The organism is Bradyrhizobium sp. SZCCHNR1093 (assembly GCF_032381175.1).
Taxonomy (GTDB): domain Bacteria; phylum Pseudomonadota; class Alphaproteobacteria; order Rhizobiales; family Xanthobacteraceae; genus Bradyrhizobium.
Genome location: NZ_JAUHJJ010000001.1, coordinates 653,759 through 676,923 on the forward strand (window position 1 = coordinate 653,759; position 23,165 = coordinate 676,923).

The 23,165-nt window shown below is 65.5% G+C and carries 21 protein-coding genes; 7 read left to right on the forward strand and 14 right to left on the reverse strand.

Annotated elements, in window-relative coordinates; translation table 11 throughout:
* The first annotated feature begins 18 nt into the window (after nucleotides 1-18).
* Both QX070_RS03150 and QX070_RS03155 read left to right on the forward strand, forming a co-directional pair.
* The gene (locus QX070_RS03150; RefSeq protein WP_315734800.1) at nucleotides 19-1,038 is read left to right on the forward strand and encodes a glutathione S-transferase family protein; all 1,020 of its coding nucleotides are present in this window, start codon (nucleotides 19-21) and stop codon (nucleotides 1,036-1,038) included.
* 95 nt (nucleotides 1,039-1,133) lie between these two features.
* A complete protein-coding gene (locus QX070_RS03155) occupies nucleotides 1,134-1,835 on the forward strand; it encodes an SDR family NAD(P)-dependent oxidoreductase (RefSeq protein WP_315734802.1) in 702 nt (233 codons plus the stop codon).
* Between the two features lie 158 nt (nucleotides 1,836-1,993).
* On the opposite strand, the gene QX070_RS03160 is transcribed toward QX070_RS03155, so the two are convergent.
* Nucleotides 1,994-2,608, reverse strand: coding sequence for a GNAT family N-acetyltransferase (locus QX070_RS03160; protein WP_315734804.1), 615 nt, complete (start codon nucleotides 2,606-2,608; stop codon nucleotides 1,994-1,996).
* A gap of 78 nt (nucleotides 2,609-2,686) precedes the next feature.
* A complete protein-coding gene (locus QX070_RS03165; RefSeq protein ID WP_315734806.1) occupies nucleotides 2,687-2,890 on the reverse strand; it encodes a DUF1127 domain-containing protein in 204 nt (67 codons plus the stop codon).
* Between the two features lie 113 nt (nucleotides 2,891-3,003).
* On the opposite strand from QX070_RS03165, the gene QX070_RS03170 reads away from it, so the two are divergent.
* The 3 genes from QX070_RS03170 to QX070_RS03180 all read left to right on the forward strand — a co-directional run bounded on the left by QX070_RS03170 (nucleotide 3,004) and on the right by QX070_RS03180 (nucleotide 5,947).
* Entirely contained in the window at nucleotides 3,004-3,924 is a 921-nt protein-coding gene (locus QX070_RS03170) for a transcriptional regulator GcvA (protein WP_315734808.1), read from the forward strand.
* Nucleotides 3,925-4,044: 120 nt separating this feature from the next.
* Nucleotides 4,045-5,355: an MFS transporter gene (locus QX070_RS03175; protein ID WP_315734810.1), complete on the forward strand. Its 1,311-nt coding sequence runs from the start codon at nucleotides 4,045-4,047 to the stop codon at nucleotides 5,353-5,355.
* 109 nt (nucleotides 5,356-5,464) lie between these two features.
* Complete coding sequence (locus QX070_RS03180; protein WP_315734812.1) at nucleotides 5,465-5,947, forward strand: CinA family protein; 483 nt, start codon at nucleotides 5,465-5,467, stop codon at nucleotides 5,945-5,947.
* A gap of 215 nt (nucleotides 5,948-6,162) precedes the next feature.
* Here QX070_RS03180 and QX070_RS03185 read toward each other — a convergent pair whose 3' ends face one another.
* From QX070_RS03185 to QX070_RS03230, 10 genes are all read right to left on the reverse strand, one after another.
* Nucleotides 6,163-7,503, reverse strand: coding sequence for an HlyD family type I secretion periplasmic adaptor subunit (locus tag QX070_RS03185; RefSeq protein WP_315734814.1), 1,341 nt, complete (start codon nucleotides 7,501-7,503; stop codon nucleotides 6,163-6,165).
* Nucleotides 7,500-9,242 carry a type I secretion system permease/ATPase gene (locus QX070_RS03190; RefSeq protein ID WP_315734816.1) on the reverse strand — a complete coding sequence of 581 codons (1,743 nt, stop codon included), beginning with the start codon at nucleotides 9,240-9,242 and terminating at the stop codon, nucleotides 7,500-7,502. The genes QX070_RS03185 and QX070_RS03190 overlap by 4 nt, the downstream gene beginning before the upstream one ends.
* Nucleotides 9,243-9,436: 194 nt before the next feature.
* Nucleotides 9,437-9,706, reverse strand: a complete 270-nt coding sequence (locus tag QX070_RS03195) for a GlsB/YeaQ/YmgE family stress response membrane protein (RefSeq protein WP_315713716.1) — start codon at nucleotides 9,704-9,706, stop codon at nucleotides 9,437-9,439.
* Between the two features lie 124 nt (nucleotides 9,707-9,830).
* Complete coding sequence (locus QX070_RS03200) at nucleotides 9,831-10,814, reverse strand: ABC transporter ATP-binding protein (RefSeq protein WP_315734818.1); 984 nt, start codon at nucleotides 10,812-10,814, stop codon at nucleotides 9,831-9,833.
* Between the two features lie 255 nt (nucleotides 10,815-11,069).
* Entirely contained in the window at nucleotides 11,070-12,482 is a 1,413-nt protein-coding gene (locus QX070_RS03205) for an amidase (protein ID WP_315734823.1), read from the reverse strand.
* The gene (locus tag QX070_RS03210; RefSeq protein WP_006611297.1) at nucleotides 12,479-12,676 is read right to left on the reverse strand and encodes a hypothetical protein; all 198 of its coding nucleotides are present in this window, start codon (nucleotides 12,674-12,676) and stop codon (nucleotides 12,479-12,481) included. The genes QX070_RS03205 and QX070_RS03210 overlap by 4 nt, the downstream gene beginning before the upstream one ends.
* 28 nt (nucleotides 12,677-12,704) lie before the next feature.
* A complete protein-coding gene (locus QX070_RS03215; RefSeq protein ID WP_315734826.1) occupies nucleotides 12,705-13,754 on the reverse strand; it encodes an oligopeptide/dipeptide ABC transporter ATP-binding protein in 1,050 nt (349 codons plus the stop codon).
* A gap of 5 nt (nucleotides 13,755-13,759) precedes the next feature.
* Nucleotides 13,760-14,638, reverse strand: coding sequence for an ABC transporter permease (locus QX070_RS03220; RefSeq protein WP_315735697.1), 879 nt, complete (start codon nucleotides 14,636-14,638; stop codon nucleotides 13,760-13,762).
* 28 nt (nucleotides 14,639-14,666) lie between these two features.
* On the reverse strand, nucleotides 14,667-15,620 hold the full coding sequence (locus tag QX070_RS03225; RefSeq protein WP_315734828.1) for an ABC transporter permease: 954 nt from the start codon (nucleotides 15,618-15,620) through the stop codon (nucleotides 14,667-14,669).
* Between the two features lie 191 nt (nucleotides 15,621-15,811).
* The gene (locus QX070_RS03230) at nucleotides 15,812-17,461 is read right to left on the reverse strand and encodes an ABC transporter substrate-binding protein (protein WP_409997683.1); all 1,650 of its coding nucleotides are present in this window, start codon (nucleotides 17,459-17,461) and stop codon (nucleotides 15,812-15,814) included.
* Between the two features lie 218 nt (nucleotides 17,462-17,679).
* Between QX070_RS03230 and QX070_RS03235 the strand changes: the two genes are divergently transcribed.
* Nucleotides 17,680-19,275: an ABC transporter substrate-binding protein gene (locus tag QX070_RS03235; RefSeq protein WP_315734830.1), complete on the forward strand. Its 1,596-nt coding sequence runs from the start codon at nucleotides 17,680-17,682 to the stop codon at nucleotides 19,273-19,275.
* An 85-nt stretch (nucleotides 19,276-19,360) separates the two neighbouring features.
* On the opposite strand, the gene QX070_RS03240 is transcribed toward QX070_RS03235, so the two are convergent.
* Nucleotides 19,361-20,392, reverse strand: a complete 1,032-nt coding sequence (locus QX070_RS03240; RefSeq protein ID WP_315734832.1) for a hypothetical protein — start codon at nucleotides 20,390-20,392, stop codon at nucleotides 19,361-19,363.
* A gap of 81 nt (nucleotides 20,393-20,473) precedes the next feature.
* Between QX070_RS03240 and QX070_RS03245 the strand changes: the two genes are divergently transcribed.
* A complete protein-coding gene (locus QX070_RS03245) occupies nucleotides 20,474-20,830 on the forward strand; it encodes a hypothetical protein (protein ID WP_315734834.1) in 357 nt (118 codons plus the stop codon).
* A gap of 81 nt (nucleotides 20,831-20,911) precedes the next feature.
* Here QX070_RS03245 and QX070_RS03250 read toward each other — a convergent pair whose 3' ends face one another.
* Nucleotides 20,912-23,146: an adenylate/guanylate cyclase domain-containing protein gene (locus QX070_RS03250; protein ID WP_315734836.1), complete on the reverse strand. Its 2,235-nt coding sequence runs from the start codon at nucleotides 23,144-23,146 to the stop codon at nucleotides 20,912-20,914.
* Nucleotides 23,147-23,165 lie beyond the last annotated feature (19 nt).

Genomic DNA, 23,165 nt, shown 5'->3' on the forward strand with positions numbered 1-23,165 from the left:
CGAACCGGGAGCAGATCCATGACCAATCAGCCGACGGAGGTTTATCGCATCTTCGGGGCGGAGATGTCGCCCTATTCGGTCAAGGTGCGATCGTATCTGCGTTACAAGGGCATTCCGCATCAATGGATATTGCGCAATGCGGAAAGCGAGGCGGAGTTCGCGCGGCACGCCAAGCTGCCGATCATTCCGCTGGTGGTCGGCCCCGGCGAGGTGCCGATGCAGGATTCGACGCCGATCATCGACGCGCTGGAGCTCGACTTTCCGCAACCCACGATTCATCCCGGCGACGCGCTGACGAGCTTCATCTCGGCCTTGATCGAGGAGTTCGGCGACGAGTGGGGCAACAAGTGGATGTTCCATTATCGCTGGGCCCGTGATCTCGATCAGCGCGCCTCGGCCGGACGCATCGCCCGCATCCGCGCCCCCAGGGCGGACGAGGCCGAGTGCGGCGAAGTGGCGGATAAAGTCCGCGCCCGCATGGTCGAGCGGCTCTGGTATGTCGGCTCGAACGAGATCAACGCGCCGCAGATCGAGCAGGGCTTTGCCGAAATGCTCGACCTGCTCGAACGACATCTCTCGGTCAGGCCGTATCTGTTCGGCCACCGTCCGGCCTACGGCGATTTCGGACTGTGGGGCCAGCTCTACGAGCTGTGGACCGATCCGACCGCCGGCGCCCTGATCGAAGGCCGCGCGCCGCATGTGCTGGCCTGGATCCACCGCATGCTATGGCCGCGCGCCGAAGGCGAGTTCGAGCTGTGGCCGGAACTGTCACTGACCTTGATGCCGATCCTGACCCGCCAAGTCGGCGCGCTGTTCATGCCGTGGACGCTCGCCAACGAGCAGGCACTGGCGGGACAGCGCGACGTCTTCAGCGTGCAGCTGGGTGACTTCACGTGGACACAGAAGCCGCAGAAATATCATGCGCGCTCGTTGGCCATGCTCCGCGGCAAATACGCGTTCCTGCACGATCGAAGCCGACTCGACGTCGTGCTGGAGGAGATTGGTTGCCTCGCCGGATTGCAGCCGCGCCCCACCTGAGGGCGCGTGGCAAAAATGTGGGGACGAGCCGTAGGAAGTCGGCCGCCGGTGCATTAGCTTGATTCCTGCGGACGCTTTGGCCCAAGGACCTGCCCATGGATATCCCAGCCTACAAGATCGCCCTCATCGTCGGTGCCGGCGAAGGGCTCTCGGCCTCGCTGGCGCGGCTGTTCGCGCGCGAGAAGATCCGCGTGGCGCTGGCTGCGCGCAAGATCGAGAAGCTCGGCGCGCTCTGCAACGAGACCGGCGCCCGCGCCTACCCCTGCGATGCGACCAATCCGGAGGAGGTCGAGCGGCTGTTCGGCATCGTCGAGCGCGAGATCGGCGCGCCTGATCTCGTGGTCTACAATGCCAGCGCGCGGGCGCGCGGAGCGCTCACCGATCTCGTGCCGGCCGACGTGCAGCAGTCGATTGCCGTCAGCGCCTTCGGCGGCTTCTTGGTGGCGCAGCAGGCGGCACAGCGCATGCTGCCGAACAAGCACGGCGCCATCCTGTTCACCGGCGCCTCCGCCAGCGTGAAGGGCTACGCCCAGTCGGCGCCGTTCGCGATGGGCAAGTTCGCGCTGCGCGGCCTCGCCCAGAGCATGGCGCGCGAACTGTCGCCGCAGGGCATCCACGTCGCGCACTTCGTCATCGACGGCGGGATCAGGAGTGCGGCAAGGCAGGAGCCCGCCGAGCGCCCGGACTCGATGCTCGACCCGGACGCCATCGCTGCCAGCTATTGGAGCGTGCTTCAGCAGCCGCGCAGCGCCTGGAGCTGGGAGATCGAGCTCAGGCCGTGGGTGGAGATGTTTTGAGGCGCGGCGTAGTCATTCGATTGCCGATGCTCGCCTCACAACGACTGTCATCGCCCGGCTTGACCGGGCGATCCAGTACGCGCAGCTCGCGGAGAGGAACGTGGACAGACCGCAGCGCATGGGATACTCCGCCTGCGCGTGGCATGACGGACGTCATATCATGAATGTGCTATGATGCGCGGCTCACGGTCCACTACCCTCAGGCCGCCGCTTGGCGATTCCGTAGACCGGTGCCTCAGCTCCTTCTCGAATCGCACCAAGGTCCAGTCATCGGGATACTGGCGAAGATCGAAGCCGGACTTCCTGGCGAGCGCAATCATCACGTCGTTGGTACGCAGCGCATCGCCCGATAGCGTGACGCCGCCGAGCGCAACCGCGCGGCGCTCGAGATTCGCGATCAGCGCCGGGCCGATGCCGTGGCCCTGCCAGCGGTCCTGCACCGACAGGCCGAACTCGACGCGGCCGGTATCGCGGTCGAGCGCGTAGCGCGCTTCGGCCACGATGCTCTCGACGCCGTCGTGATCCATCACGCCGATCAGGCTGTAACGGTCGTTGCGGCCGAGCGCGACGAAATCGTCGAGCACAGCCGGAGGCAGTTCGCTCAGCGCGCCGAGGAAACGCTTGTGACGCGAGCGCGGGCTCAAGGAGCGCACATAGGTCTGCAGCGCCTCGGCATCAGCCGATGTCACGAAGCGCAGCCGCACCTCGTCGCCACGCCGGGTGTGAATGGCGTTGGACGCGGCGGCGAAATCGGCAACGGCGGACGTCGGCATGACGGACTCCGGCGGAGATCAAATTGCCGGCGCCCTCCTTTGCGGAGCGGCGCCGGCGCGACGGGACGAGTGAGGGGCTCAACCCCGCCAGAACGGCTTGTCGATCTCGGCGGCGATATCGCTACGGGACAGGCCGAGGTCGTGCAGGTCGCGCTCCGACCATTGCGCCAGCTCGTGCCGTGTGCGGTAGCGGAGGCGCCAGGCGGCGAGTAGCTCGGCCACCCCCGACCAGAAGCCGGGAGTATGATGTTTCGTCATTGACGAGGAGACGTAGAAAGACATGAAAGCCTCCTGTATTGCACTGAACCTGCACTATCGGAGGCTTGCCTTTCATCTACAAACGACATTTACTACCGCTTCGGATGATATAACGTCATGCAAACGGGAGACCCTGAGTGACCCGGCTGCCGTCGCTGAATGGATTGCGGGCGTTCGAGGCCGCGGCGCGGCATCTGAGCTTCACCCGCGCGGCCTCCGAACTGAACGTGACGCAGACCGCGATCAGCCATCAGATCAAGCGCTTGGAGGATGAGCTCGGGCTGCGCCTTTTCGTCCGCCAGAACCGTAGCTTGGCGTTGACGCCGCAGGCCCGCGACTATCTCCCGCTGGTGCGGGCGGCGTTCGACGATCTCCGGCTGGCGACCGAGCGGCTGGTGCGCAAGGACAACGCCAAGGTGCTGACGGTCTCCACCATCGCCTCGCTGGCCGCCAAATGGCTGCTGCCGCGGCTGACGGCATTCCAGGAAGCCCATCCCGGCATCGACGTGCGGATCACGACCTCGACCACCCTGGTCGACTTCCGCAAGGACGACGTCGACGCTGCGATCCGCTATGGCCGCGGCCACTGGCCGGGCGTCCGGGCCGAATGGCTGATGGCCGACGAGCTGTTTCCGGTGTGCAGTCCGGCGCTGCTGCAGGGCGACAAGCCGCTACGCTGTCCGGAGGACCTCGCGCATCACACGCTGCTGCAGGCCAGCGGCGGCTATGACGACGACTGGCGGCTCTGGCTGACCGCGGCGGGTCTGCCGGTGGAGATGTCGAGGCAGGGCCGGCTGAGCTTCGACCTGTCGCTGATGACCGTCCAGGCTGCGATCGACGGGCTCGGCGTCGCGATCGGCCGCACAGCCTACGTCCAGGACGACATCGCCAAGGGCCGGCTGGTGGTGCCGTTCAAGATGGCGCTGCCGAGCGACGCCGGGTTCTATCTGGTGACCCCGGAGGGACGAACCGATCCGCCGAAGCTGAAGGCGTTCCGGCAATGGCTGAAGGATGCAACGCAGCAGAAGTCGGCCGCCGGCAATTCTGTTCAGGCCTAGGGCGCCTTGAGCGCAAAGCTATTGGCCGCCATGGCTTGGTGTGGCAGATTGTCGCACCTTTCCCTTCGGCCGGCGTAGAAATCCTCCGCACGAGCCTCTCGACGGTAGGAGTTTCCCCGCGTGTCCTCAACGTCAATCCCGCAGCCGGCTACGATCCATTCGCGCATCGGCGCGATCCTGCGCGCCACCAGCGGCAATTTCCTCGAGCAGTTCGACTTCTTCCTGTTCGGGTTCTATGCCCCGATCATCGCCAAGGCGTTCTTCCCATCGGAGAACGAGACTGCATCTCTGCTGAACGCCTATGGCGTGTTCTGGCTCGGCGCCCTGATGCGGCCGGTCGGCGCGATCGTGCTCGGTGCCTATGTCGACAAGATCGGCCGGCGCCAGGGCCTGATCGTGACGCTCGGCATCATGGCGGTCGGCACCGTTGTCATCGCGTTCTGCCCGACCTATGCGACGATCGGCATCGCGGCCCCGATCATCGTGCTGCTCGGGCGGCTGTTGCAGGGCTTCTCGGCCGGCGTCGAGCTCGGCGGCGTGTCGGTCTATCTGTCCGAGATCTCCACGCCCGGCAATCGCGGCCTCTACACCTCGTTCCAGTCGTCCAGCCAGCAGGTCGCGATCTTCGTCGCGTCGGTCATCGGCTATGTGCTCAACCAGGCCATGCCGGCGGACATGGTGGCGGCCTGGGGCTGGCGCATCCCGTTCTTCATCGGTTGCCTGATCATTCCGCTGATCTTCTTCCTGCGCCGCACGCTGGAGGAGACGCCGGCCTTCCTCGCGATGAAGAAGCACCCGACCGCGCGCGAAGTATTCGCCTCGGCGCTGGAGAACTGGCGCATCGTGATCCTCGGCATGATGATCGCAGTGCTGACCACGACGATGTTCTACTTCATCACCGTCTACGGTCCCGGTTTCGGCAAGGAGCTGAAGCTGTCGGCGGCGGATTCACTGCTCGTCACTTTGCTGGTCGCCGTAACCAACTTCTTATGGAATCCGGTTGGCGGCGCGGTGTCGGATCGGATCGGACGCAAGCCGGTGCTGGTGACCATCGCGGCTCTGGCGTTGCTGACCGCCTATCCCGCCTTGCACTGGCTCGCGGCGGCGCCGAGCTTCGGCAAGCTGCTCGCGGTCGAAATGCTGTTCTCGTTCTATTTCGGCGTCTACAGCGGCACCATGCTGGGCTGCCTGGTCGAGATCGTGCCTGCGCATGTCCGCACCACCTGCTTCTCGATCGCCTTTGCGCTGGCGGCTGGGCTGTTCGGCACCGCGACGCCGACGGTCTCGACCTGGCTCATCAACAAGACCGGCGACAAGGCCTCGCCCGGCTACTGGCTGATGTGCGCCGCCGTGCTCGGTATCATCGCAGCGATGACCGTCTATCGCGGCGGCCGCCAGGCCGTCGCGGCGCGCGAGCCGGTCATTGCGTGATCGCTGCGAGGGGCAGCGCCTTCCTTGGCGCGCGCTTTCGGCGCATGATGGTGGGGAATGAACAGCAGCCGGCGGCAGCGGGTGTCGACGCTGCCGAAGGATGACCGCCATGCAGCACCTCATCGCTGTCGCCGAGAAGGTCGCGGCGCGGCTGATCGCCAACAAGCAGACCATTGCCGTTGCGGAGTCCTCCGCCGGCGGCCTGATCGCGGCGGCGCTGCTCGCGGTGCCCGGCGCCTCCGCCTATTTCCTCGGCGGCGCCGTGGTCTATACGCGCGACGCCCGCCGCGTGCTGATGGACATTCCGGACGAGGCGATGAAGGGCATTCGCTCGGCGTCGGAGCCTTATGCGGAGCTGCTGGCGCGGCAGATCAGGACACGGTTTGCGACCGATTGGGGCTTGTCGGAGACCGGCGCGGCCGGCCCGACCGGTAACCGCTATGGCGACGCCGCTGGCCATGCCTGTTTCGCGGTGGCCGGCCCCGCGACCGCTGTAGTCACCCTGGAGAGCGGCCGCAGCGACCGCTTTGCCAACATGCAGCTGTTCGCGAAAAGCGCGCTGGAGCTGTTGCTGACGAAGCTCGACCAATAAAATCGGTGTCGTCCCGGGCAAGCCCGGTGACGCAAAGCGTCAGCGGGCGCAGACCCGGGACCCATACCGCGTGATCTCGCTTGAGGCAGGCCACACGTTGAGCCCTCGGGCAAGCCAATGTCCGCCGGTGGCTATGGATCCCCGCGTTCGCGGGGATGACACTGAGTTTGGGGCAGCGCCAATGGTCTCGAAGCAGCGGCGTGATCGCCCTTGCCTCACTTCTCCCGGAACGCACGCATCAGCTGGTCGTGCAGCGGCTTCATCAGGTAGGAGATCACGGTGCGGTCGCCGGTCTGGACGAAGGCTTCGACCGGCATGCCCGGAATCAGCTTGACGTCGCCGAGCCGGGCGATCTCCTCCGGCGGCATTGAGACGCGGATGGTGTAATAGCTCTGGCCGGTGCGCTGGTCGGTGGTGACGTCGGGCGAGACGCGGCTGACGACGCCATTCAATTCCGGCGTGGTGCGCTGGTTGAAGGCGGAGAGCCGCAGCAAAGTCTTCTGGCCGACCTGCAGCTTGTCGATGTCCTGCGGATTGACCTTGGCTTCGACCTGGAGGTCGTCGCTCTGCGGCACGATCAGCATGATGGCGTCGCCCGCGGTGATGACGCCGCCCACGGTGTGGACGGTCGACTGCAGCACCATGCCGTCCTGCGGCGCGCGGATGTCGACGCGGCGCAGCTGGTCCTCGGCGGTGACCTTGCGCTCGACAAACTCGCCGATCTTGTCGGTGGTCTCGCGCAGGTCCTTGGACACCTCGCTCACCATGTCCTTGTCGACCTGGATGATCTGCAGCTCGGTCTCGCTGATCTTGCCCTTGGCCTGGGCGCGGGCCGCGATGAACTGCGCGCGCTCGCCATTGAGGCGGGCGGCGTCGCGCTCCAGGGCGGTCAGGCGCGACAGCTGCACCAGATGCTGCTCATACAGCTGGCGCACGCCATCGAGCTCCTTCTGCACCAGCGCGATCTCCTGGTCCTTGGCGCTGACCTGCGCCGAGAGGCCCTCGATCTCCTCGTTCAGCTGGGTGACGCGCTCGCGCAGCTGCGCCTTCTGCCCGACGCGGCCGTTGACGCGGACCTCGAACAGCTTGGTCTCGGAGGCGAGCAGGCTGTTGACGTCGGGATCGCTCAACCGCTGCAGCAGCTGCGGCGGGAACAGGATCTTGGCCCAGCCGCGCTGCTCCGCCTCGAGCCGGGCGGCGCGCGCCTGCAGCGCGTCGAGATTCTTGGTGACGATGGCGAGGCTCGCCTTGGTCACGGTGTCGTCCAACCTGACAACGATGTCGCCGGACTTGACGACGTCGCCGTCGCGCGCCCTGAGCTCGCCGACCACGCCGCCGGTCGGATGCTGCACCTTCTTGACGTTGGATTCGACCACGATCTGGCCCGGCGCGATCAGCGCGCCGGAGATCTGCTGCGTCGCGGCCCAGCCGCCGAGCCCGCCGGCGACTGCAACGACGACGCCCATGCCGACCAGCAGGTGACGCCTTATCGACTCGCGCACGCTCTCCGGCTTGCGCGCCCTCGGAAGAGGACCTGCGACGACTTGACTGCTCATGACTTCGTCACTCCGGCCTCCGAGACGATCTTGATCGGTGCCGGCGGGCGCGGCTGAAGCACCTGCGCCAGCACCGTCTCCTTCGGACCGAAGGCCTGCGCGCGGCCGTCCTTCATGACCAGGACCTGGTCCACCGCCTCGATGCCGATCGGCCGGTGTGCGACGATGACGACGATCGCGCCGCGCGCCCGCGCCGAGCGCACCGCGCGCGACAACGCCTCGTCGCCTTCGGTGTCGAGATTGGAGTTGGGCTCGTCGAGCACGATCAGGAACGGATTGCCATAGAGCGCGCGCGCCAACGCCACGCGCTGCGCCTGGCCCGCCGAGAGCGCGGCGCCCTGCTCGCCGATCTCTGTATCGTAGCCGTCGCGCATCTTGATGATCATGTCGTGCACGCCGGCCTCCTTGGCGGCGGCGATGATGCCGTCAGCGGAGGCTTTCGGATCGAAGCGGCAGATGTTCTGCGCCACGGTGCCGCCGAACAGTTCGACATCCTGCGGCAGATAGCCGATGTGGCGGCCGAGCTCGTCCGTCGACCATTGGTCGAGCGCCGCGCCGTCGAGCCGGACATGGCCGCGCACCGGACGCCAGACGCCGACCAGCGCGCGGACCAGCGACGACTTGCCCGACGCGCTCGGGCCGATGATGCCAAGGCCGTTGCCGGCGGACAGCGCGAAGCTCACGTCCTGCACGATCGCCTTCTGATCGCCGGGCGCGACGATCGAGATGGCCTCGACCGAGAGCTTGCCGACCGGCGGCTGCAACAGGGTCGGCGCCGGTCGCTGCGGCATCGTCTGCAACAGATGGCTGAGACGGCGCCAGCTCTGACGCGCGGCAACGAAGCTCTTCCAATGCGCGATCGCGAGATCGACCGGCGCCAGCGCCCGCGCGCTCAGGATCGAGCCGGCGATGATGATGCCCGCGGTCGCCTCCTGATGGATCACGAGATAGGCGCCGACCGCGAGCACCGCGGACTGCAGCATCATGCGCAGCACCTTGGCGATGGCGCCGAGACCGCCGGCGACGTCGCTGGCGCGCTGGTTGCCGGCGAGATACTTTTCGTTGGTCTCGCTCCAGCGCGACAGCATGCGCCCGGTCATGCCCATCGCGACCAGCACCTCCGCGTTGCGCCGGCTTGCGGTGGCGAGATCATTGCGGCGGGCGGCGAGCCCCATCGCCTCCTTGGCGGGAGTGCGGGTGAGGAATTCGGTGATCAGCGTCAGGGTGACGAGGATGATGGCGCCGGCCAGCGCGGTGACGCCGAGCATCACGTGAAAGGCGAAGCAGATCGCCAGATACAGCGGCAGCCACGGCAGATCGAAGAACGCGCCCGGCCCCTGGCTGCCGAGAAAGCTCCTGATGTTGTCGAGGTCGCGCAACGGCTGCAGCCCTTCGTTGCGACCGCCGGCCGCCAGCGGCAACCGCACCACGGTGTCGAACACCCGCGCGTTCAGGCTCTCATCCAGGGCGGTGCCGATGCGGCCGAGAATACGGCTACGGATCATGTCGAGCGCGCCCTGAGCGGCGTAAAGCCCGGCGGCGATGATGATCAGGCCGATCAGGGTCGGCACGGACCGGCTGGGCAGCACCCGGTCGTAGACCTCGAGCATGAAGATCGAGCCGGTAAGGTAGAGCAGGTTGATGATGCAGCTCATCGCCCCAACGCCGATGAAGGCGCTGCGGCAACCGCGCAAGGCATCGCTGAGCTCGGATTGCCTCACGTGAGGTGCGGCCGCCATCACCACCATCTCTTCAATTGATCAAATGAGCTGCATGACCGCCGATCAAAAGCACAAACTGGCGGCAAACAAGGCGAAATATACTGATTCCTGCGGTGAGCGTCCAACGATGCTCACTTTAGCGTAAATTAGCTATGTGCTTGGGTATGTCGCGTGGCGCAGTGCAAACGTTCAGCCACGCCGGATCGCAAGCCCTAGAGCCGCCCGCCGGTCCGCACGAGCCGCACCACCAACAGAAGAATGATGGCGCCGAGCGCGGAATAGACGATTTCCGACACGAGGCCGGTCCCGATCCGGACGCCAAGCCGCGGGAAGATCAGGCTCGCGACCAAAGCGCCGAGCACGCCGATCACGATGTCGCCGACCAGCCCGAAGCCGGTGCCGCGCACGATCTTGCCCGCGAGCCAGCCTGCAACCAGGCCAACGAACAGAATGACCAGGATACCTTCGTTCGATACGTGCATGGCGCGTCCTCATCCGGCGCGGACGATCGGTCCCACGCGTGCCAGCACCTTAGCGAGGCCGCCGCGACGCTTCGACACGCGATGCACGGTTTCGGCCGGTGAGTAGCGCGTTTCGGGCGAACCGTTACGTCGCCGCCACACTTGCCGGCGCCTCGGCCAGGATACAGCGCGCCAGCCGCTGCGGCCCGAGCGCAATGTTCGGCGGCATCGCCTCCGAGCAGCGCGGCTGCGCCAGGCTGCAGCGCGGTGCGAACGAGCAGCTCCGCGGCGCCCGGTCGAGCGAGGGTGGCGTGCCGGGAATGGTCTGCAGCCGCTCGCCGCGCTTGGCACCGTGGATCGTCGAAGCCAGTAGGCCGCGCGCGTAGGGGTGCACGGGTTGGCGCACGATCTCGCGCAAGCTGCCCTGCTCCACGATCTCTCCGGCATACATCACGGCGAGGCGGTCGCAGATCTCGATCGCGACGCCGATGTCGTGGGTGACGAAGATGACGGACATGCCGAACTCGCGCTGCAGTTCGCGCAGCAGCAGCAGGATCTGGATCTGCACGGTGGCGTCGAGTGCGGTGGTGGGCTCGTCCGCCAGCAACACTTTCGGCCGGCACGCCAGCGCCAGCGCGATCATCGCCCGCTGGCGCATGCCGCCGGACATCTCGTGCGGATAGGACTCCAGGCGACGCTTCGCCGAGGGAATCCTGACGACGTCGAGCATCTCCAGCGCCCGCGCCTGCGCTTCTGCAAAACTCTTGCCCTCGTGCCGCATGACGGTCTCGGCGATCTGCCGGCCGATGGTATAGACCGGATCGAGTGCAAGCCCCGGCTCCTGGAAGATCATCGACACGGAGCGGCCGCGAAACTGCGACAGCTCCTCGTCGTTCATCGCCAGCACGTCGCGGCCCAGCGCCTTGACACTGCCTGAGATCTGCGTCCGCTTGTTCGGCAGCAGCCGCATCAGCGCGCGCATCGTCACGCTCTTGCCCGAGCCGGACTCGCCGAGCAGGCCGAGCACCTCGCCGTCGCCGAGCGACAGGCTGACGTCGTTCACCGCATGCACGGTGCGCTCGCCGGTGAAGCGGATGGTGAGATTGTCGATCTCGACGAGGTTGGTCATGGGGAGGCTATCTCACCTTGCCGTCAGGAACGCCGTGGCCAATTGCGAAGTGAGCTGCCACCCTCCCCTGGAGGGGGAGGGTCGGCTCGCACGAAGCGCAGCGGGAATGCGAGACGGGGTGGGGTGACAGCCCCTCCATGGACTCGCTTCCAAGGGGAGAGGCCGTCACCCCACCCCGATTGCGCATGCCATGCGCAATCGACCCTCCCCCTCCAGGGGAGGGTGAGATCGTCGGACGGTATGCACAGGTCTCCCTCATGGCAGCGTCGGCACCCTGGCGTGGAAATCAGTCGCGCGCTGGAAGGCGGCGCCGATGGTCAGGATCGTCGCCTCATCGAACGAGCGGCCGATCAGTTGCATGCCGACCGGAAGACCCGTCGACGTGAAGCCGGTCGGGATCGCCAGCGATGGCAGGCCGAGATAGTTCACCGGGCGGGTGAAGCGGGTGATGCGCTGGATCACGGCCTCCGCACCCGGCGCGCCGCCAACGTCGCTCTCGACGATCGAAGGTGTCACCAGCGGCGACACCGGTGCGACCACCGCATCGACGCCTGACGTCGCTGCGACATGCGCCGCCAGGGCAGCACCGCGCCAACGCAGCGCTTCGAGATAGGCGACGCCGGAGACGGCCAGCGCGTTCTGCAGCCGCATCAGCACCTGGGGGCCGTAGTCCTGCGGCCGCTCGATCATCCAGCGCTTGTGGAAGGCGGCCGCCTCGACCGCTAGCACGAGCTGGCAGGCCGCGGTGAGCTGGCGCTGATCCGGCAGCTCGACCTGAACCACATCGGCGCCCTCGGTCTTCAGGACCGCGATCGTCGCATCGAGACAGTGCGCCACCTCAGGATCGAGGTCGTCGACATAGAACGCCTTGGGCACGCCGATCCTGAGACCCTTGATCGAGGCCTGGGTGGCCGCGACATAGTCCGGCACGGTCGCGGAGCTGGCGGTCGGATCCTCGGGATCAGGACCGGCCATCAGCCCGAGCAGCAACGCGCAATCCTCGGCAGTCTGAGCAAGAGGTCCGACCGTGTCGAGCGACTGCGACAGCGGCATCGCACCGGCGCGGCTGACGCGGCCCCAGGTGACCTTCAGGCCGGTGACGCCGCAGAAATTCGCGGGCATGCGGATCGAGCCGCCGGTGTCGGAGCCGAGCGCCGCAAAGGTGAGACGCGCGCCGACCGCCGAGCCGGAGCCGGACGACGAGCCGCCGGTGACGTAGCCGAGCTTCCAGGGATTGTGCACCGGACCGTAATGCGCGTTGTGGCCGGTCGGGCCATAGGCGAACTCGGCCATCTGCAAGGTGCCGAGCCGGATCGATCCGGCATCCTTCAGCCGCTGCAGCGCGGTCGACGTCGTCGTCGCCACGAAGTCGCGCCGGATCAGCGAGCCGCAGGTCGAGATGTGGCCGGCCTCGTAGTACATGTCCTTGTGGGCGAGCGGCACGCCATGCAGCGGGCCCTTCTGGCCGTCCTTGGCCAGGGCGGAATCGGCCTCGGCGGCCGCCTTCAACGCCGGCTCGGACTCGATCGCCATGAAGGCGTTCAGCTTCGGCTGCCATTGCGCGATGCGGTGCAGGCAGGAGCGCGTCACCTCGACCGAAGAGAGCTTCCTGTCCGCGATCGCCTTCGCGACGTCGGTCAGGGTCATCAAGGAAGGTTCGGTGCTCATCGGCCCACCTTCAGCGTCTGCGCCACGACGTAGCTCGCAGGCTCCAGGTCGAACGGCAGGGTGCCGGCGACCGCGGCGAAGTTGTCGAAGGCCGGTCCGATCGAGTCGGCGATGCGGGTCGCAACCTCCTTGTCGACGGGCAGCCCGGAGGCCTCCGCGATGGCACTGACTTGTTGGGGCGTGGGTCTGGTCATTCCGCTTCTCGCTGCTGGTGTCTGCCCGTCAGGCGGCCGGCGCCCGGCTGTGTCCCGAACCTGGGATCGCCATGTGGCAGGCGGCCTGATGGCCCATTGTATCCAGCTCCGTCAATCTTGGCGCGACATTCGAGCAGGGCGCTTCCGCAAACGGGCAGCGGGTGTGGAAACGGCAGCCGGCCGGCGGATCGATCGGGTTCGGCGGATCGCCCGAGAGCGGCGGCGTCTCGGTGCGCCGGTCCGGATCGGATGACGGCATCGCCGCCAGCAGCGCCCGCGTATACGGGTGCGCCGGCTTGGCCCAGACCTGCTCGACCGGACCGAGCTCGACGACCTCGCCGAGATACATCACCAATACGCGATCGGAGATGTAGTTGATGACGTTGAGGTCGTGGCTGATGAACAGATAGGTCAGGCCGAACTCGCGCTTCAGGTCCATCAGCAGGTTCAGCACCTGCGCCTCGACCGACTTGTCGAGCGCCGACACCGCCTCGTCGAGGATCACCAGGCGCGGCGACAGCGCGAGCGCGCGGGCGATGTTGACGCGCTGGCGCTGACCACCGGAGATCTCGTGCGGATAACGGTTGGCGAAGGTTTCGGGCCTCAGGCCGACCTTGCCGAGCAGCTCGCGGGCGAGCGCCCGTGCCGCGATGTCGGTCATGCCGTGCACCTTCGGCCCGAACGCGATCGACTCCTCGATCGTCAGCCGCGGATTGAGCGAGGCATAGGAATCCTGGAACACCATCTGCATGCCGCGACGCAGCTCGCGCAGTGACATCTCATGCCCGACCTGGCGGCCGTCGAAGATGATCTCGCCGGCATCCCGCTCCATCAGGTGCATCAAGAGCCGCGCCGTCGTCGACTTGCCGCAGCCGGATTCGCCGACGATGCCGACGGTCTCGCCCTTGCCAATGGCAAACGAGACATCGTCGACCGCGCGCACCGTCTTGCGCGCACCGAACAGCCCGCCACGGACGGGGAAGTGTTTCGTCAGACGATCGACCCGCAGCAGCGGCTGCGCCTTGCCGCCGAGGTCCTCGATCGGCTCCAGGCCGGTGACTGCCGTTGCTTCACTCATGATCATCAGCTCCGGATGTCCATGGCGCTGCGCAGGCCGTCGCTGAGCAGGTTGAAGCAGATGGAGACAGCAAAAATCATCACGCCCGGCAGCGCCGCCACCCACGGATTGACGTAGATCGCGGTGCGGAGCGTGTTCAGCATCAGGCCCCATTCCGGCTCCGGCGGCTTGGTGCCGAGACCAAGGAACGAGAGGCCCGCAGCGAGGATCATCGATACCGAGATCAGGCCGGTGGCGTAGACGAAGATCGGCCCGAGCACGTTGCCGAGCATGTGCGCGCGCATGATCGTGAACGATGAGGCACCGGAGGCCCGCGCCGCCTCGACGAAATCGCGGTTGCGCACACCCGTGGTGACGCTCTCGGCGACGCGGGTGATCTGCGGCACGAACACGATGGTCAAGGAGACGATGGAGTTGGTGATGCCGGCGCCGAGCGCGCCCGAGATCGCGATCGCCAGCAGCACCGAGGGGAAGGCGTAGAACACGTCGATGGTGCGCATGATCGCGGTGTTGACCCAGCCGCCGACATAGCCGGCGACGAGGCCGAGCAGCGTGCCGATGCCGAAGGCGAGGATCACCGGCGAGATGCCGATCAGCAGCGACAGCCGGCCGCCATAGATCAGCCGCGCCAGCATATCGCGTCCGAGCTCGTCGGTGCCGAGCGGATAGCTCGGCGTGCCGATGTGGCGCAGGCGGCGGATCATCGAGCCCTGATAGGGATCGGCGAGATGCAGATAGGGCGCGAGCAAAGCGGAGAGCAGGATCAGCATCAGGACCGCGACGCAGACCATGCTGACCTTGTCCCTGACGATGCGGCGGCCGACGGTCGCCCAATAGCCGCGTGCGTTCGCGACCGGTGCGGCCTGCAGCGAGGCGTCGTTCATCGTGCTCGTGGGACTGACGCTCACCGCACTAGCCTCGCTTGATGCGCGGATCGATCGCGGCCTGCGCGATGTCGACCACGAGGTTGAGGATGACGAAGAACATCGCGAGCACCAGGATCGTGCCCTGCAAGAGCGGCAGATCGCGCTGGAAGATCGCCGAGTTCAACAACAGCCCAGAGCCGGGCCATGAGAACACGGTCTCGATCAGGATCGAGCCGCCGAGCATGTAGCCGAGCTGCAGCCCCATGATCGCCAGCGCCGTCGGTGCGGCGTTCTTCAGGACATGGCGGAACACCTGGGTCTCGCGCAGGCCTTTCGCGCGCAGCGCCTCGACAAAGTCCTGGCTCAGGATGTCGCCGGTCAGCGCGCGCACCGTGCGGGTGATGATGCCCATCGGGATCACCGACGTGGTGATCGCCGGCAATATGAGGAAGCGGATATGCGCCCAGCCCCATGACCACGCGCCCGAGCCGGACGGACCCGCGCCCACCGCGGGCAGCCAGTTCAGCTCGACCGAGAAGATGATCACCAGGACCATGCCGAGCCAGTAATGCGGCACCGAGACGCCGGCGATCGCGATCGAGGTCGCGACCTTGTCGATCCAGCTATCGCGGAAATAACCGGCGACGAGGCCGAAGAACAGGCCGAGCGAGAAGCCGATGATGGCGGCCGCGATCGCGAGCGTGACAGTGTTGGACACCGCGCGCAGCACCTCGGCGAGCACGGGACGGCCGGTGGCGATGGAGTTGCCGAGGTCGCCATTGACCGCGCGCCACAGCCACAATCCGAACTGCACAGGCAGCGGCTTGTCGAAGCCATAGGCCACGCGCAGCTGCTGTGCCAGCTCCTGCGACGCGTCGGCCGGCAGCACCGCGACCAAGGGATCGCCGGGCGTGATGTGAACGAGCATGAAGCAGACGAGCGCGACGCCGATGATGATCGGAATCGCATAGACCATCCGCCTGGCAGCATAAGAGAGCACGAGTCACCTGTTTCTTCCTTCACCCATACGGGAGAAGGTGGTGATGGAAGACTCCCCTCCCCCTTGCGGGGAGGGGTCGGGGGTGGGGGTCCACGCGAAGACTGCCGCCGGAGGCCCCCCTCCCCGCCCCTCCCCCACAAGGGGGGAGGGAGCGCAACGGCGCACGTGCAGAGACTACCCCTCTATCAAGATCACGGCTCCACCGAGATCGGCGAGAAGTCGATGAACCAGCTCTTCGGCTGCACCACGCCCTTGACCTTCGGGCTCATGGCGCGCGGGCCGACGTCGTGGGCGACGTAAAGGAACGCCGCATCATCGACCGAGGCCGCATGCAGCTCCGCGAGCGCCTTGTCGCGCTCGGTGGGATCGAAGGTCTGGCGCGCCTTCTTCACCAGCTCGTCGAACTTCGGATTATTGATGAAGCCCCAATTGTTGGACACCGGCGGCGCCATCGAGGACTGCAGGAAGCGCACCAGCGCGAAGAACGGATCCATCGCCGCGTAGGTGACGTTGGTGGCGTTGGCGCCGTTGGCGGAGGGATCCTTGGCGCCGCGGCGCCAGTTGGTGAACAGCGTGTTCCACTCGATGACGTCGAGCTTGACGTCGAAATAGCACTCGGCCAGCGCCTGCTGCAGATATTCGTTCATCGGCAGCGGTTGCATCTGGCCCGAGCCCGACGCCGAGGTCTGCGTCTTGACCTCGAGCTTCTTGTTCGGGCCGTAGCCGGCCTCCTGCATCAGCTTCTGTGCGGCCGCCTTGTCGTACTTGATCTCGAAGGTGACGTTGCCGCGCCAGGGATGGCCCTTCTCGAAGGTGCCGGTCGCCGGCACCATCAGTCCGGCGAGCAGACCATCCTTCAGGCCTTCGCGATCGATGCAGAGATTGGCGGCCTTGCGGACGCGGATGTCGTTCCACGGCGAGCCGTCGACGCGCGAGAACTGCCAGGGCCAGACATGCGGCTGCTCATTGGCGTAGAGCTTGAAGCCGCGCTGGTTGATCTCGGGCAGCGCATCCGGCGCCGGCGCCTCGACCCAGTCGACCTGACCGGACAGCAGCGCCGCGGTGCGCGCATTGGCTTCCGGCATCGGCAGCAGGATCATCTTGTCGGACTTCGGCACGCGCGCCTTGTCCCAATAGGCCTCGTTCTTCGACAGCTCGAGCCGCTCGCGCGGCGTGAACTTGGTCATCTTCCACGGGCCGGTGCCAGAGGCGTCCTTGGCGAAGGCGGCCCAGGCGGCTTGCGACTTCGCCTTGTCGTCGGCGCCGGTCGCGGCCTCATAGAGCTTCTGCCACTTGGTCGGGCTCGCCATGAACAGGTTGGTGAGGTTGATCGGCAGGAAGCTGTCCGGCTCCTTGGTCGTCAGCTCCACCGTGAGGTCGTCGATCTTGCGCGCAGACGCCAGCGTCGGCATGCGCGAGGCGGTGACGCCGACCTGGCTCGGATCGAACTGCGGCGCGTCTTGCTTCAGCACCTTCTCGACGTTCCACACCACGGCATCGGCGTTGAACGGCGCGCCGTCATGGAAGGTGACGCCGGGACGCAGCTTGAACGTCCATTTGGTCTTGTCGGCGTCGTCGACCTTCCATTCGGTGGCAAGGCCGGGAATGACGACGCTCGGCTTGTCCGCCGACGACAGGTCCCACGCCGTCAACGCGTCATACATGGTGAGGCCGGTGAAGCGGTTACCCTCGAAGCCCTGGTCGGGCTGGCCGAGCGTGCGCGGAATGTCCGCCGCAGTCATGCCGATGCGCAGCACGGATTCCGCGCTGGCTTGCGCCGGCAGCGCGAGGGCCGAGACCGTCGTCATCATGGCAGCCGCAACAGCCGCACGTTCCTTCATTGAGGTCGCAATACGCGAAAGCACGATCAACATCTCCGATCAAGCTGGCTAAATTCTGTGCATCGTTATGCAACGGCTATGCCAGCGGTGCCTTCGCGCACGGCCCTGCGACGCGAGGTCACAACCGTTTGTACTCAAATGATCACGACCGGGGCTTGGCACCCGGATTGCAGGTTTCGCGGATCGAATTGATCCGATTGCCACGGAGCTTCACCCGCATGCGTATCCTCAACTCACTGCTTGCCACCGCGCTTGTGCTCGGCCTCTCGGCCGGCGCGGCGCGGGCCGAAACCGTTCTACGCTACGGCATCTCGATGGCCGACATCCCGCTGACGACCGGCCAGCCCGATCGCGGCGCCGGCGCCTATCAGTTTACCGGCTATACGATCTATGATCCGCTGGTCGCGTGGGACATGAGCACAGCCGACAAGCCCGGCAAGCTGATCCCGGGCCTCGCCAGCGAGTGGAAGGTCGATGACGCCGACAAGACCAAGTGGCGCTTCACCCTGCGCAAGGGCGTCAAGTTCCACGACGGCAGCGACTTCAATGCCGACGCGGTGATCTGGAATCTGGACAAGGTGCTCAACGATAAGGCACCGCAGTTCGACAAGCGGCAGAGCGCGCAGGTCAAGACGCGCCTTCCGTCGGTGGCGAGCTACGCCAAGATCGACGACTCCACGGTCGAGATCACCACCAAGACGGTCGACTCGTTCTTTCCCTATCAGATGCTGTGGTTCCTGATTTCGAGCCCGGCGCAGTATGAGAAGCTCGGCAAGGACTGGGACAAGTTCGCCAGCCAGCCCTCCGGCACCGGGCCGTTCAAGCTGACCAAGCTGGTGCCGCGCGAGCTCGCCGAGCTGACGAAGAATTCCGAATATTGGAACAAGGACCGGCTGCCGAGGACGGACAAGCTGGTGCTGGTGCCGATGCCGGAGGCGCTGACCCGCACCAATGCGCTGCTCGCCGGCCAGGTCGACCTGATCGAGACGCCGGCGCCGGACGCCGTGCCGCAGCTCAAGGCGGCCGGCATGAAGCTCGTCGACAACGTCACGCCGCATGTCTGGAACTACCACCTCAGCGTGCTGCCGGGATCGCCCTGGACCGACATCCGGCTGCGCAGGGCGCTCAACCTCGCCATCAACCGCGACGAGGTCGTCGGGCTGATGAACGGCCTCGCCAAGCCGGCCAAGGGCCAGGTCGACCCGTCGAGCCCGTGGTTCGGCAAGCCGAGCTTCGAGCTGAAATATGATGTCGCCGCCGCCAAGAAGCTGGTCGAGGAGGCCGGCTACTCCAAGGACAAGCCGCTCAAGACCACCTTCATCATCGCGCAGGGCGGCACCGGCCAGATGCTGTCGCTGCCGATGAACGAATATCTGCAGCAGAGCTTCAAGGAGATCGGCATCGACATCGACTTCAAGGTCGTCGAGTTGGAGACGCTGTACACGCATTGGCGCAAGGGCGCGGCGGACGAGATGAACGCCGGCATCACCGCCAACAACATCGCCTATGTCACATCGGACCCGCTCTACGCGATCGTCCGCTTCTTCGCCTCCGACCAGATCGCGCCCGTTGGCGTCAACTGGGGCGGCTACAAGAATCCCAAGGTCGATGCGCTGATTGCTGAAGCCAAGCAGACGTTCGATCCGGCCAAGCAGGACGAGTTGATCGCGCAGGCGCATGCGGCTGTGGTCGACGATGCGGTGCTGGTCTGGGTCGTGCACGACACCAATCCGCACGCGCTATCGCCGAAGGTCAAGAAGTTCGTGCAGGCGCAACACTGGTTCCAGGACCTGACGACGATCGGGGCGGAATAACTGACCGGGCCGGCGGCTGTCGTGCTCGCAAAGAAGGAAGCCCGGCGTTTTGCCGGGCTTTCTCTTCAGCACGATAGCCAATATTTCATTTCCCGAAGGCGCCCGAGTCAAATTTGTAGGAGGCCTGGAGAAAGCCGCCGTACCGCTCGTAGCTGAAGGTCGTGGGCGACCCCGGGACTCCAGGAAATTGGGTGGTCCCACTGGTCGTCCGGGCGTACCAATAGCGGCCACCGACGCCGACGCTGAAATTTCTCGTCACGTCGTATGACACAATGCCCTCGAGCTGGTAGCCCCAGCCATTTCCAGATTGCGGAAGCGGATTGATGTCGGGCCGCAGCCAGTGATTGTCGAATCCGCTCAGCCGGACGTAGGGCAGAACGGCGCCATCGAGGGTGACGTTCCAGTTCTGGCCGAGCTTGAAGACGCCGTTCAACCCGACACGGAGCGAATCCCAGTTCTCGGTCTTGCTGAGCACCAGCACGCCCCCCGCAACAGGATCGAGACCACAGATAAACGGATTGGTCGCGACCTGGATACATCCGTATGCGTTGACGGTTTCGTAGAAATGGTTGTAGCCGATGAAGCCGCCGACCTTGAACGCCGGCCCCCTCCAGAAATTGTAGCCGGCGTCGATCGTGCCGTACCAAAGCCTGCCGCTGTTCACGCTGCTGTCCGTATTCGAGTACGGAATGACGGCTGGCGGGAAGTCTTCGTCGTTGAGCCTGCCGCTGAAGATGTTGCCACCGCCCGCAAAGCCCTTGGCGAAGAAACCCAGACTGTGATCGGCCCTGGCGAACCCCTCGCCGGCATGGCTGTTGAGATTCTTGTAGGTCAGCAGAGAATTGGTTTGGCCAGCGACGAAAGGATCGCCCAACGTGTAGCGGGTGCGGCCCGAACTGTAGAAATAGCGGGCGCCGACCTCGAACTCCCACAGCGAGACCGGCGGAGGCGGCGCCTTGACCGGGAGATCCGCGGCCGACACCGCGCCGGCCCCGAGCACACAAGCCACAGCAGCGATGAGGCTGCCCGCAACTGGTAGAGTGAAACGCTTGATCGCACCCCGTGCCGGCCTGCCCTGCGTCAAACCAGCCGCACTCCTGTCCTCAGAAGACTGCATCGATGCCCCCCATCTGCAGCACTTTCTATCTTCGGTAGAGACATGCTACAAGTTCGCGCAGATTCATGCAATCGACGTCACATGACACAAGTTGCTTCTTATCCCCCTGTTGCAACCTCGCAACAAACGCAATGCGCTCGACGCCTGCTCGATTGCGCTATCCTTGTACCAGTCCCGCAGACTGGAGCGCGCTATCGTTCGGTCAAGCTCGTCATCCTGTCGCTCGCATTCATCGGCAAGCTCGCGGCGGTGGACGCCCAGACATCATCCAATGGGCCTGGAACCCGCTTCGTCCCATCGTCATCGAAGCACGATGCGGGCAAGCTGCCGCGTGCCAAGCGAAGCCTCCCGCCACGGCATTCCACCCGCCCCGTCCCCGGCACGGAAGAGCGCAGCAAGCGTTGCCCGCCCTATTCGGCTTATGTGGTCTGCAAGTGATGAGCATACTCATCGCGCGGGCACCGAACCTGGCCAACGAGGCCGCCGCGATATGATGCGAACTCGGGAACGGGGCACCGGCTACTTCGTCAGCAGTGCGTACGCCCCGTTCCAATCCTCGGGCGGCGGATTGACCTGATAGTTGCGGATGCGTGCGTCATAGAGATCATAGAGCTTGGCCAAGTCTTGTCCCTGGTCGCTCTTGCGGCCGCGCTCGATCGCGGCCAGCGCCCCTTCCCAATCGCGGCTGCGATAGCTCGCCAGCATCTCGATGGTGAGGTTGCGGAGCAACTGGAAGCGCTCGGAATACATCACGTCCTCGCGGCCGGCGATGGCGTAGATCACCTCCGGCTCGGTCTTACCCTTGACCATGATGAAGTCGAGCTCGAGAATCGCGAACTGGTCCTTCACGGCCATCGCAGTCGCCGAGCCGACGATGATCGGAAAGCCGTACTCCTTGGTCTGGCCCTCCAGGCGCGAGGCGAGGTTTACGCTGTCGCCAAGCGCCGAATAGTTGAACTTCAGGTCGGAGCCCATGTTGCCGACCACGCCGATGCCGGTGTTGAGGCCGATTCCGACCTTGAGCGGAATGTAGACGTGGCCGCCATGCTCGGCCTCCTGCTCGCGTTCGCCGTTCACCTGATCGATCCGCTCGAGCATGTCGAGCGCCGCTTCGCAGGCATTTATCTGATGATCCTTGTCGGCGAGCGGCGCGTTCCAGAACGCCATGATGGCGTCGCCCATGTATTTGTCGACATAGCCCTTGCGAGCGATGATCGCGTTGGTCAGCGGCGTGAGGAAGCGGTTCATCAGCTGTGTCAGGCCCTGCGGATCGTGCTTGTAGCTCTCCGAGATCGTGGTGAAGCCGCGCACGTCCGAGAACATCACCGTGATCTCGCGCTCCTCGCCGCCCAGCGTCGGCGGTGATTGGGCAAGCTGCTCGACCAGCACCGGCGACAGATATTGTCCGAACACCGAGCGCATCTGCCGACGCTGGTTCTGCTCGCGGACGAAGTTAGCGAAGATCAGCGTCAGATAGATCGCCGTCGTCGACAGCATCGGATAGGTGAAGTCGATCAGCAGCCGATGCTGGGTGTAGAAGTACCAGGAAATCCCGAGCAGAGCGGCCGCGAACAGCGCCCCGACCACCACTAGAGCGACGGCGCCGAGTTGCGGCGCGAAGACGATCACGAGCAGGCCGAGAAGGAGCGCACCGAAGAACTCGGCCGGGAGTCCCCAATAGGGCGGCGTCAGAATCGCACCGGTCAGAGCACTCTCGAGCACCTGAGCATGCACCTCAACGCCCGGCATGGCCGGAGAAATCGGCGTGGTCTTGATGTCGTTCAGGCCGGTGGCCGATGGCCCGATCAGCACCAGTTTGCCGGCGATCTTCTCCGGCGGCACCCGACCCTCCAGAACGTCAATGGCCGACACGTAGATCGATGGGTCACTCTCGGCATAGTGCAGCCAGAGCTGCCCATTCGCGTCGGTCGGAATCTGTACAGCACCCAGACCAAGACCGATGATGCCACTCTTGTCAGTCCTGATCCGAATCGTATCCGTGCGGGTCGCGACCCGCAGCATCTCGAAGCTCAGGGAAGGCATGATATCCCCCTGAGCCAGCATGATCATCGGCACCCGGCGAATGATGCCATCGCGCTCCGGTTTGATGGTGAACAGGCCGCGACCAGCGGCCGCATGCTCGATCACGGGGACGTTGCGCAGCAGCCCGGGAAAATTCCACATGAATGGCGTTGCATCCTGGCTGTGGCCCAGCGTCGCGATGCCTGTCACAGGCAAAGTCTTGTCGAGGCCTGCACGAGCCTCAGGACCACCGGATTCGCCGAGCACTACGCGCGACCGCTTCAGCGCGTCGGCGAGCACCTGGTCATTGGATGGCAATTTCCTCAGCTTCTCGCGCGTCGGCTCGTCGAGATTTGAAAAAGTCTCGGCCGCGAGCCCGGGATTGAGCCGGTCCGGCTCGGCAAACACGACGTCGAAGGCAATTACCACGGCGCCGAGTCGGGTCAGAGTGTCGATGATCTCGGCGATCCGCGTGCGCGGCCAGGGCCACTGACCGAGCTTGGGATTCGCGAGACTCTTCTCGTCGATATCGACGATGGTCACCGGCCGCAGCGTCTTGATCCGCGGACTCAGCACCTGGAAATTATCGAAGGTCCGGACGCGCAGCTCCTGCACCAGGGCAGGGTCTGCGACGCGTAGCGCCGCGAAGCCGATCAGCAGCAGCAGGCAGATCATGCGCGCATAGCCGAACTTGCGCGCGAACCACCGAGGTACTGCTCTCAATCGTTTCATGCAGCATCCGATATCACGC

What these genes read in the sequence shown, in the direction of transcription:
- QX070_RS03150 (WP_315734800.1), top strand. Translation starts at nt 19, where the DNA reads ATGACCAATCAGCCGACGGAGGTTTATCGCATCTTCGGGGCGGAGATG.
- QX070_RS03155 (WP_315734802.1), top strand. Translation starts at nt 1,134, where the DNA reads ATGGATATCCCAGCCTACAAGATCGCCCTCATCGTCGGTGCCGGCGAA.
- QX070_RS03160 (WP_315734804.1), bottom strand. Translation starts at nt 2,608, where the DNA reads ATGCCGACGTCCGCCGTTGCCGATTTCGCCGCCGCGTCCAACGCCATT.
- QX070_RS03165 (WP_315734806.1), bottom strand. Translation starts at nt 2,890, where the DNA reads ATGTCTTTCTACGTCTCCTCGTCAATGACGAAACATCATACTCCCGGC.
- QX070_RS03180 (WP_315734812.1), top strand. Translation starts at nt 5,465, where the DNA reads ATGCAGCACCTCATCGCTGTCGCCGAGAAGGTCGCGGCGCGGCTGATC.
- QX070_RS03185 (WP_315734814.1), bottom strand. Translation starts at nt 7,503, where the DNA reads ATGAGCAGTCAAGTCGTCGCAGGTCCTCTTCCGAGGGCGCGCAAGCCG.
- QX070_RS03190 (WP_315734816.1), bottom strand. Translation starts at nt 9,242, where the DNA reads ATGGCGGCCGCACCTCACGTGAGGCAATCCGAGCTCAGCGATGCCTTG.
- QX070_RS03195 (WP_315713716.1), bottom strand. Translation starts at nt 9,706, where the DNA reads ATGCACGTATCGAACGAAGGTATCCTGGTCATTCTGTTCGTTGGCCTG.
- QX070_RS03200 (WP_315734818.1), bottom strand. Translation starts at nt 10,814, where the DNA reads ATGACCAACCTCGTCGAGATCGACAATCTCACCATCCGCTTCACCGGC.
- QX070_RS03205 (WP_315734823.1), bottom strand. Translation starts at nt 12,482, where the DNA reads ATGAGCACCGAACCTTCCTTGATGACCCTGACCGACGTCGCGAAGGCG.
- QX070_RS03210 (WP_006611297.1), bottom strand. Translation starts at nt 12,676, where the DNA reads ATGACCAGACCCACGCCCCAACAAGTCAGTGCCATCGCGGAGGCCTCC.
- QX070_RS03215 (WP_315734826.1), bottom strand. Translation starts at nt 13,754, where the DNA reads ATGAGTGAAGCAACGGCAGTCACCGGCCTGGAGCCGATCGAGGACCTC.
- QX070_RS03220 (WP_315735697.1), bottom strand. Translation starts at nt 14,638, where the DNA reads ATGAACGACGCCTCGCTGCAGGCCGCACCGGTCGCGAACGCACGCGGC.
- QX070_RS03230 (WP_409997683.1), bottom strand. Translation starts at nt 17,461, where the DNA reads ATGAAGGAACGTGCGGCTGTTGCGGCTGCCATGATGACGACGGTCTCG.
- QX070_RS03235 (WP_315734830.1), top strand. Translation starts at nt 17,680, where the DNA reads ATGCGTATCCTCAACTCACTGCTTGCCACCGCGCTTGTGCTCGGCCTC.
- QX070_RS03240 (WP_315734832.1), bottom strand. Translation starts at nt 20,392, where the DNA reads ATGCAGTCTTCTGAGGACAGGAGTGCGGCTGGTTTGACGCAGGGCAGG.
- QX070_RS03245 (WP_315734834.1), top strand. Translation starts at nt 20,474, where the DNA reads ATGACACAAGTTGCTTCTTATCCCCCTGTTGCAACCTCGCAACAAACG.
- QX070_RS03250 (WP_315734836.1), bottom strand. Translation starts at nt 23,146, where the DNA reads ATGAAACGATTGAGAGCAGTACCTCGGTGGTTCGCGCGCAAGTTCGGC.